The following is a 9,711-nucleotide window of genomic DNA, read 5'->3' as shown; positions in this document are numbered from 1 at the left end:
CAGCAGTGAAACCGCTTAGCGCCGATGGTAGTGTGGGGTCTCCCCATGCGAGAGTAGGTCATCGTCAGGCACTTATTAAGAAAAACCCCGAGCATTCTGTGCGCGGGGTTTTTTGTTGCCTGGAAGAAAAACATATCACACCCCAGATCGCGTCGCTGCGCTCGCGATGACAGAGTCAACGGCAATGCCGAGGCGGGAAAAGCGTCATGTCATGGCGAGGCGCGCAGCGACGCGGCCATCTCTAGCCTGCGGCGGCCAATAGCCATCGCGAGCTGAAGCCGTAACCGTTGCATTTTGATTAGACGGTATTTCTACGATGTTGGCAGATTCCCCCGGCCCATGTCTCATAAATAGCGCGGTCATCCGCCAGCATCATTAGCGCAAACAGCCGCTCACCAAGTGTAGTGCAATGACTGATACGTCGAGACAATAGCGATGTTGCCTGCGTGTCAACCACCACGAAGTCCGCTTCAAGTGAAGGAGCAAGCTGGCCAATATGGCTATCCAGCGAGAGAGCCTTTGCATTACCCATGGTTAAGCCATAAAACCCCTGCCATGCGGTCAGGGGCTGCCCGCCTAATTGACCCACTTGATAGGCTGCTTTAAGCGTTCCAAATCCCGATAAATCAGTGCCTGCGCCGATATCGCTAGCAAACGTATATGCCATGCCCGTTTGCTTGGCCGCTTCCCGGTCGAATAACCCGCTACCCAGAAAAAGATTGGAGCTGGGGCAAAAGGCAATATTGGCGCCTCGGTTCGCCAAGCGTTTGCGCATGCCGTTATCCAGATGAATGCCATGGGCGAATGTACTACGGGGGCCGACTAAGCCTGCCTCCTCATACACAGCCAAATAGTCGCGACTGCCTGGAAACAGCTCAGCTACCCAATCTAACTCACCGCTGTTTTCAGCCAAGTGGGTCTGTAACCAAAGGCTAGGGTCATTACGTAAGAGGGCGCCTGCAGCATCCATTTGCGTTTTAGTTGAAGTCGGCGCAAAGCGCGGTGTGACGCTATAGCCCAGGCGTTCATTGCCGTGCCAATCCTCAATCAGTCGCTCGCTGTCAGCAATGCCTGATGCACCGTCCATCAACGCCTCTGGCGCATTACGGTCCATCAATACCTTGCCCACCAGCATGCGCAGCTGGCGTTTTTGGCAGGCGGTGAAAAAGGCATCGACGGAGCCGGGATGGCTAGAGCCGAATACCTGGGCAGTGGTAGTGCCCGCGCGTAGCATCTCATCCAAAAAAGCGTTAGACAGCGCTTCTGCATGGGCATGATTAGCAAAGCGACACTCTTCAGGAAAGGTGTAGTCGTTTAGCCAGTCAAGCAGTTGGCGGCCATAAGACGCCATAATATCCAGCTGAACGTAGTGCACATGGGTATCGATAAACCCAGGCATGATCAATTTGTCACGATAATTGAGAACGTCAGCCCCTTTGGGTAGCGACAGTGATAGCTCGGCGAAATGGCCGACTGCATGAATATGCTGGCCTTTCAACCAGAGCAGCCCATCGCCGTAATGCTCTACGCTGCCCGGTTCAGGTGTGTTTCCATCGCCAGGGTCACGGGCAAAACTAATCAATTCGGCACGAATGAACGTATCGGAGGAAGAAGTCATATTAACTCGGGGTCGTCGGGGAGTCGGTCATTAGCGTTCGCAGTGCCTGGGAGTCAAGGCCGCGGTTTTCTTGAAAAGAAGGCGTATCCGTTAGCCAAAGCAATTCGGCCACCACCGTTAAAGCAATCGCATAGGGCGTTTTATTGCTCGGCTTAGTGTCGTGAATGCGCCCGATGGGGCTTCGCACCCGCGCAATTTGATCGGCGGCGTAACCTTCGCGCTTAAGACGTCCTTCAAAGCTCGCCCATTTGCTGTCAGACCCAATCAGCCCAATCGACGCTACGTCATCGCGCTCAATCAGCGCTTTGATCAGCGCATAGTCTTCGTCGTGGTTGTGCGTCAATACCAGTGCGTGGGTACCTGCAGGCAAGGCGGCAACACTTTGCTGTGCGTCTTGGAGTGAATAACAACTAAGTTGTGGCTGCTGCTGATACTGTTTGGCAAACGCATCGCTACGGCTATCGTACCAGTGCAACTGCCAGGGAAGTGGTGCACTTAGCTTTATAAGTTGCTGCCCCACGTGCCCTGCACCAAAAATCGCGATGTGCGTTGTAGTGCCAGGAAAGGCTTCCAAGAGGATATTAACGAACCCACCACAGCACTGGCCGCTTCGTCCACCTAGTGAGAAGGCTTCCAAGCTGAGGCCATAGCGTTTTTCTGTCAAACAAGCGCGTGCAGCGGTAATGGTTTGCCACTCAAAGGTACCTCCACCTAGCGTATCGAAGATCGCATCGTCGGTGATCACCATGCGTGCACCAGGCTCCCGGGGAGTGGAGCCTGCGCTGGTCACCTGGGTGGCTAATACATGGGGTAGGCCGTCGCGCTGTAAGCGGTGTAGCGCCGCATGCCAGCTTTCTGGGTTTTGACTAGAACTCACAGCACTTTCTTCCTGATCGCGTTGGCTGCCAGCATGACCCGCTCCGGCGTGGCCGGTGTATCTAAATGGGGAGAGATGGCGTAATCAGTCAGGCTCGATAGCGCATCACGCAACGCCGACCAGACGCAAATGCCCAGCATAAAAGGGGGCTCGCCCACTGCTTTTGAGCGGTAGAGACTGGCCATCGAATTGGGATGGCCTTCCATTAGCGCGACATTGAAAATAGGCGGTAGATCACCAAAAGTTGGAATTTTATAGGTCGCCGGGCCATCGCTGACAAGCACGCCTTTGTCGTTCCACTTAAGCTCTTCGCTGGTCAACCAGCCCATTCCTTGAATAAAGCCGCCCTCCACCTGGCCAATATCAATGGCCGGGTTTAGAGAGTCTCCCACGTCGTGCAATATATCGACACGGTCTACCTGATACTCCCCGCTCAAGGTATCCACGCTTACCTCTGCCACTGCCGCGCCAAATGCGTAGTAGTAGAAGGGCCGGCCTTGACCCACTGAACGATCATAGTGAATAAGCGGCGTGGCGTAGAAACCTTTTTCAGATAGCGATATGCGATTGAGGTAAGCTGTTTGCACCAACTCGCCCCAGGGTATGCGGCGCTCGCTCTCGCCGAACCCGGCCACTAGCATGCCACCTTCCAGGCGCATTCCTTCGCGATCCAAGCCCTCTGAATAGTGCTCGGCGGCAAAATCAAACAGGCGTTCTCGCAGCTTGCTGGCGGCATCCCGTGCAGCCATACCGTTCAAGTCAGCACCGCTAGAGGCAGCGGTAGGGGATGTGTTGGGGACTTTATCGGTTCGCGTAGCGGTAATGCGTACCTTCTCCAGATCCAGGCCCAACTCGCGAGCCACTACCTGACAAATTTTAGTATGTAGCCCTTGGCCCATCTCGGTACCGCCGTGATTGATCATCACGCTGCCGTCGGTGTAAACATGCAGAAGGGCGCCCGCCTGATTAAGATGCTGGGCGGTAAACGAAATGCCAAATTTAACCGGGGTCAGTGCCAGTCCTTTTTTAATCACAGGGCTGGTGGCGTTGAAGTCACTGACCGCTTTGCGCCGTGCCCAGTAATCGCTGTCGCTTTCCAGGGTTTCAACGAGCGTATGGAGGAGTTGCCGCTGGTCGACCTGCTGGCCGTAGTGAGTCACCTCGCGGCCATCGCGGTAGAAGTTGCGCTTACGAACAGTCAGTGGGTCTTCGCCAATTTGGCGGGCAATATCATCCATGGCCGCTTCGATAATCATCATCCCTTGGGGGCCACCAAAGCCCCGGAATGCGGTATTAGATGCGGTATGGGTTTTTGCTCGATGACCGACTACTTGGGCATCCCCCAGTGAATAGGCGTTGTCGGCATGGAACATAGCGCGATCAACGATAGCATCGGAGAGATCCGGCGAGTAGCCGCAGTCACCGATCACCGTGATCTCACCCCCCTGAATAATGCCCTCAGCATCAATGGCGAGTCGATAGCGGTTATGGAAGGGGTGGCGTTTACCCGTGGCGCGCATATCTTCGCTGCGCGGTAAGCGCAAGCTAATCGATTTGCCCGTGCGGCGGGCAATGATTGCAGCAATACACGTCCAGGGCGACGCCTGGGTTTCCTTGCCACCAAACCCCCCGCCCATTCGGCGCACTTCTACGGTCACGGCGTGAAAAGGGATATCGAGCACCTCCGCCACCAGCTTCTGGGTTTCGCTGGGGTGCTGGTTGGAAGTGTGGACGACAACGCCCTCATCCTCGGTGGGGTGAACCACGCAGGCCTGGCCTTCAAGATAGAAGTGCTCTTGGCCACCGACGAACAGCTCGCCTTCGACAATCTGTTCCGCTTGATCAAGCGCCTGCTGCCAATCACCCCGTGTCTGCACATGAGTCGGGCGTACAAATTCCTCACGCTCTGTCGCAGCCACCGGGTCTAAGCTTGCAGGCTGTTCATCTATGCTGATAATAGCTAATTTTACTGCGCGGCGGGCTGCCAGGAGCGAGGTTGCAGCAACGGCAAAGAGGCATTGGCCTGCATAACTGATCTCTTGATCGACAAAGATAGGATCGCCAGGAAAGACCGGCCCAATATCGGTATGCCCTGGCACCTCATGAAAGGTAATCACATCGACTACGCCAGGCGCTGCTTTCACCTTGCTAAGATCAAGTTTGGTTAAGTTGCCGTGTGCCACGGGCGATAGACCTAGGGCAACATGCAGAGTACCCGCGGGTAGGGACAAATCATCAATATAAGCCGCCTTGCCGGTAACGTGCTTTTCGGCACTTTCGTGATAACTGGCGCTTCCCGCCTGTCGTTTGCCGTTGCTGTCGACCGTATGGCGTGCCAAGGGGCCAGAGCCTTGGATATGGTCGTGTAGTTCGCGGCGGGCACGGCTGCTATCGCTGTCCAGTTTAGTGAGCGTACGCATGGAGCATCACCTCATGGTCGGGCGCGGAGAGAGAAAGGTAGAGACGTTCAATTAGGTTTTTGGCGGCCTGCTGGCGATAGTGCTGGCTACCCCGCACGTCACTCATGGGCTGGAAGTCATGATCGAGGGCTTCCTGAGCGGCACGAAAGGCTTCCGCACTAGCCGCCGCACTAATAGTGCACCTTTCAAGTGCTGCCTCGGCAGCTCGGGCACGTTTGGGAGTCGCGGCCATACCACCAAAGGCGATCCGCACGTCGCGTAAGCTTCCTTGTACAATTCGATAGCTAAACGCCCCGAGTAGCGCGGAGATATCATCTTCGCGGCGCTTGGAGAGCTTCCATACGCGTAGCTGGCTGCCCTCAGTCGGCTGGGGAATAAAAATTCGTGAAACGACTTCATCAGCCGCCAAGGCGGTCTTTTTGTAGTCGAGGAAGAAATCTTCCAGCGCTAAGCAGCGATCGCCGTTTACGCTGGCAAGCACCACCTGGGCACCCAAGGCAAGTAGCACGGGGGGCGTATCACCAATGGGGGAGGCATTTGCGATATTGCCACCCAGCGTTCCCCGATTACGAATTTGCTGGGAGCCAAGCCGGTGCAGCAGATGAGCAAATGCAGGAAAGTGCTTTTCAAATAGTGGCTCGAGCTGGGTATAGGTAACCCCGGCGCCTATCCACCAGCCGGTTTGATCTGCATGGATGGCTTTTTCAACTGTTAGTAGTTCGGCAACCCGAGAAACATCAATCAACTGATCAAGCGGCGCCAAGCGCTGAGTAATCTCCAGCCAAAGATCAGTACCGCCTGCCACCAAGCGCGCCTGGGGAGCTTCTTGACGCAATTGCGTTAGCTCCTCCAAAGACACGGGCTGAGCAAAAAATGGCACTGTTCCTGCCGAATCGACGGTCTGAGTGTCGCTTTCTGACGCAGGCAATGCCGCGTCGAACCACTGAGGGCGCTCATAGGGCGTATCATTCATACGCAGCGCGGCATCTCGGATAGGACGATAGCCAGTGCAGCGGCACAAATTACCGCCCAGGGCGGCTTCTAGGCGTTCTGGTGATAGCGGAGAAGGACGCTGCGTAAGATCGCTATGCAAGGTGAAAAGCGACATAACGATACCCGGCGTACAAAAACCACACTGGCTACCATGGGATTCGATCATCGCTTTCTGGGCTGGGTGTAGGCTACCTTTTTCCGACAGCCCTTCAACGGTGACCAAGTGCCTGCCCTGCAGCTGATGGGCAGGCGTAATACAAGCGTTAGCGCTGGTAAACCTTTGCGTGCCAGCTGTTGACTCACCAATCGCCACGGTGCATGCGCCACAGTCACCGGAAGCGCAGCCTTCTTTTGTGCCTGTCTGGGCCAAATGCTCGCGTAATAAGGTTAAAATGCTAGTGTCGGGTGAAACGTCACACCGTTGAGAAGCACCATTGAGCAAGAACGCAATCGTGGCCATGCCAAACTCCGCTGTTGTTGTATAGACCGGCATTGTGTTGACCGATCGGTCAGTATGGCTTGAGCTTGAGACAAAACGCTTCACCTTGCAAGTATTTGCTCGCTGCACAGGAGTGGGGCAAGCTTGTGCGTAATGTTAACTTTTGGGGCGTTAACCCTGCCGCGAAATTCCTCCAGGTCGCTCAGCCATGCCACTCTTTTAAGGGACTCTTTTAATGACTGTCATATCTGCCATTCAAGAAAATCCGAGCCGTGAAAGGGTTGAGGCGACTATTCTGGCTGCCGCTGAGGAGGTGTTCTCTCAGCACGGCTATCGCGGGGCGAGCTTGCAAGTGATCGCTGATCGAGCCGGTCTCCCCAAAGCCAATATTTTGTACTACATGGGCAGTAAGCAAGCGCTTTATGTGCGACTGCTTAACCGCATGATGCGTCGTTGGAACGAAGTGCTCGAAGACATTACCCCCGATAGCGATCCAGCGACGGTGCTCAGTGACTTCATACGCACTAAGTTGGTGCTTGGGCAGCGCTACCCCGAAGGTTCAAAACTCTTTGCGGCGGAAATTTTAGCCGGTGCGCCGTTTTTGAATGATTACTTAGCGGGAGAATTACGTGAGTGGGTAGCCTCGCGCGCGATGATTATGCGCCAATGGTCGGCACAAGGAAAAATGGACGCCGTAGATCCCCGCTGGCTAATTTTCCTGATTTGGTCTTCTACCCAGCATTACACTGAATATAGCGCTCAGGTGAGCGGTATTCTAGGCCGGGATGCGTTAACCGCCGATGACCTTGAGTCGATTTCGTCCTTTCTTGAGCACGTTATCCTAAAAGGCTGCGGTGTGGCGTTACCTGCTCACCAGCCAAGTGTTGGCCGTCCATCGGGTGGAGAAGTGAGTTTCGAATGAACGTCTTACCCATTGACGAGCATCTTGAACAGCTGACAACCGTCTTACGCACCGGTAATCGGCTAATGTTAATTGCTCAGCCGGGGGCGGGGAAGACCACCCGCGTGCCGCTCTGTTTGCTAGAAGAAGCTTGGGTCAAAGGCCAAAAGCTGCTTTTGCTCGAGCCGCGCCGGGTTGCCGCGAGATTAGCGGCTGACTTTATGTCCCAGCAATTGGGTGAGAACGCGGGTCAAACGGTGGGGTATCGAATGCGCGGCGATAGCTGTGTGAGCGCGCAAACCCGCTTGGAGGTGGTCACTCAAGGCGTACTCGCCCGCATGCTGCAAGATGACCCGCTGTTAGAAGGCGTTGCCGGGATCATTTTTGATGAGTTCCATGAACGGAGCTTAGAAGCCGATGTGGGCTTAGCGTTAACACTGGATGTGCAGACCAGTATTCGCGATGATTTACGCTTACTGGTGATGTCGGCAACCTTGGATGTCGAAGCACTCAAGCGGGTGTTGGGCGAGCAGGTACCTGTTATTGAGTGCCAGGGGCGCCAGTATCCTGTTGCGACGGCTTATCGTCCTTCCCTGAGTGATGAGGAGAGCGTTAGCCACGCGCTTCGGGTGGTCGAGGAAGCGTTATCACTGCCTGATACCCAGGACATACTGGCCATCTTGCCGGGTGTCGCCGAAATTAATCGCTTAGTTCAGGTGCTGGAAAAAGCGTTGCCCCATCTGGCGATTAGGCCGCTACACGGCAGAATGGGTATTGCTGAACAGCAGGCAGCCTTAGCGGCGAACACATCAAAACAGCGAATTATCGTCTCCACCGCCATCACCGAATCGAGCATCACCGTGGATGGTGTGAATGTGGTGATTGACGGTGGCCTGGAGCGAGTGCCGCTTTTTCAGCCGCGTACCGGGCTAACCCGTTTAACGACCCGGCGGATTAATCGTGCTAGCGCCGATCAACGTCGGGGGCGAGCGGGGCGCCAAAGCCCAGGGCTGTGTTTTCGCCTCTGGGCTCAAGAGCAGACTCTGGCGCCCTATGGCGAGCCCGACATTCAGCAAGCGGACCTTTCTGGCGTTGTCCTTGAGTTAGCCTGCTGGGGAGTTGCATCGCCAAGCGAGCTGCAATGGGTAACGCCGCCACCTGAAGGTGCCTGGCAAAGTGCTCAGTCGCTGCTTGTGCAGCTTGGCGTGTTAGATGAGCAGCAACGGCTGACCCCGTTGGGTCGCCGTTGCGCTAAGTGGCCTGTTGAGCCGCGCATAGCCGTTATGCTCGAACGCGCTGCTGATGTACAAACAGTGCCGCTGGCCTGCGCGTTAGCGGCGCTGCTGGAGGAGCGCGACAGCGCTGAGCGGTCACTGCACGACGCGTTAGCACTGCGGCTGCGTCAGCCTAAGCGTTTTCCAAGCTGGCAGCGAGAAGCGCTCAAGCTGGCAAAACGAGCGGGGGTCGCGCTCAGGGACGCTGGTTCAGAACCGCTTGGCCCGCTTTTAGCGTTGGCGTACCCAGACCGGATCGGCCAACAAATAAGCCCGGGTACCTTTCGACTCGCCAATGGCAAAACTGTCACACTGTCGTTAAACGATGCGTTGGCCCATCAAGCTTATGTAGTCGCTGTGGCTTTGAATAGCGCGGCAGACGATCAGGCGCGAATTATTGCCGGTGAGCCGTTAAGCGTGGCGTCATTGTTGGCGCTCTATCCTAAGAGTGGCCAATGGCAGGCACGGGTGGCGTGGTCCCAACAGGGCGGCCGTTTAATCGGTGAAGAAGTGCAGGCCCACGCAGGCTTGGTACTGGCTAGGCGACCTTTGGCACATTTACCCGAGGACGCCGTTATCCAAGCGCTGTTAACGGCTGTGCGCCAACAGCCCAGGTGGTTATTTAGCGATAAGCTACAGCAACTGCGTGGGCGAATGGCATTGCTACGTTCAAGCCTAGGCGATGCTTGGCCTGACTGGTCAGAGCAGGCGCTGTTGGCATCGTTAGAGCGTTGGTTAGCGCCTTATCTGGGGGGGATCAAGCGGCTGAGTCAACTTGAGAAACTGCCTTTAGAACACTACTTATTGAATACGTTAAGCTGGTCGCAGCAGAGTGAATTTGAGCAGTTAACCCCGTTAGCGATTGCTGTGCCGAGTAGCAAGCGGGCCACGCTGGATTACCTACCTTGTCTTGAGCAGCGTCCGCCGGTGTTGGCTTTAAAGCTGCAAGAAGCGTTCGGCTGGCAGACAACGCCCACCGTCGCGAATGGCATGGTGGCGGTGATGATTCATCTGCTTTCGCCAGCCCGCCGCCCGCTACAAATCACCCAGGATTTAGCCAGCTTTTGGCAAAATAGCTATCCCCAGGTACGCAAGGAGATGCGTGGTCGTTACCCAAAGCACCCATGGCCTGAAAATCCGCTGACGGCCATCGCCACGGCCAAGACTAAACACCGAACGGCGAAGTAAT

General features: G+C 55.7%; 6 protein-coding genes. 2 read left to right on the top strand and 4 right to left on the bottom strand.

The genetic code is table 11. The features are described from left to right. Positions 1-298: 298 nt before the first annotated feature. The 4 genes from guaD to xdhA are packed head-to-tail and all read right to left on the bottom strand — an operon-like array spanning position 299 to position 6,368. Complete coding sequence (gene guaD / locus RZA33_RS04185; protein ID WP_317506588.1) at positions 299-1,618, bottom strand: guanine deaminase; 1,320 nt, start codon at positions 1,616-1,618, stop codon at positions 299-301. Between the two features lies 1 nt (position 1,619). Then, positions 1,620-2,495 carry a xanthine dehydrogenase accessory protein XdhC gene (gene xdhC / locus RZA33_RS04180; protein ID WP_317506587.1) on the bottom strand — a complete coding sequence of 292 codons (876 nt, stop codon included), beginning with the start codon at positions 2,493-2,495 and terminating at the stop codon, positions 1,620-1,622. Further along, complete coding sequence (xdhB, locus tag RZA33_RS04175) at positions 2,492-4,915, bottom strand: xanthine dehydrogenase molybdopterin binding subunit (RefSeq protein ID WP_317506586.1); 2,424 nt, start codon at positions 4,913-4,915, stop codon at positions 2,492-2,494. The genes xdhC and xdhB overlap by 4 nt, the downstream gene beginning before the upstream one ends. Further along, positions 4,899-6,368, bottom strand: a complete 1,470-nt coding sequence (gene xdhA, locus RZA33_RS04170; RefSeq protein WP_317506585.1) for a xanthine dehydrogenase small subunit — start codon at positions 6,366-6,368, stop codon at positions 4,899-4,901. The genes xdhB and xdhA overlap by 17 nt, the downstream gene beginning before the upstream one ends. 214 nt (positions 6,369-6,582) lie before the next feature. Between xdhA and RZA33_RS04165 the strand changes: the two genes are divergently transcribed. Both RZA33_RS04165 and hrpB read left to right on the top strand, forming a co-directional pair. Then, a complete protein-coding gene (locus RZA33_RS04165; protein ID WP_317506584.1) occupies positions 6,583-7,269 on the top strand; it encodes a TetR family transcriptional regulator C-terminal domain-containing protein in 687 nt (228 codons plus the stop codon). Further along, positions 7,266-9,710, top strand: coding sequence for an ATP-dependent helicase HrpB (gene hrpB, locus RZA33_RS04160; RefSeq protein ID WP_317506583.1), 2,445 nt, complete (start codon positions 7,266-7,268; stop codon positions 9,708-9,710). The genes RZA33_RS04165 and hrpB overlap by 4 nt, the downstream gene beginning before the upstream one ends. Position 9,711: the final 1 nt, after the last annotated feature.

Origin of the sequence: Halovibrio sp. HP20-59 (assembly GCF_033052795.2) — a bacterium.
Taxonomy (GTDB): Bacteria; Pseudomonadota; Gammaproteobacteria; order Pseudomonadales; family Halomonadaceae; genus Vreelandella.
This window is presented reverse-complemented; position numbering and strand designations above follow the sequence as displayed.